Source organism: Chryseobacterium mucoviscidosis (assembly GCF_002177115.1).
GTDB classification, from domain to species: domain Bacteria; phylum Bacteroidota; class Bacteroidia; order Flavobacteriales; family Weeksellaceae; genus Chryseobacterium; species Chryseobacterium mucoviscidosis.
Map to the genome: position 1 here is coordinate 1 of NZ_MVAG01000156.1, position 252 is coordinate 252.

A 252-nucleotide genomic window follows, 5' to 3' on the forward strand; every position below is an offset into this window, starting at 1 on the left:
ATGAAACATTAGAAAAACAGGTTAAAGAGCGTACATCTGCCCTGGAATTGATCAATCAAAAATTAATACAGGAGATAAAAGAGCGCAGTCAGGCTGAACAAGTATTACAAATTACGCGTAGTGAACTGGCAGAGTCCAGCAAACTGGCGGCGCTTGGACAGATGGCAACCGAAATTGCCCATGAACAAAATCAACCGTTAGCCGCCATTCACGCACTTACTGATAACGCGCGTACTATGCTAAAAAAAGAGA

Annotated in this window: 1 pseudogene; it reads left to right on the plus strand. The window is 42.9% G+C overall.

Annotated elements, in window-relative coordinates:
* Nucleotides 1-252: pseudogene (locus B0E34_RS22830) on the plus strand (hypothetical protein); the annotation flags it as partial.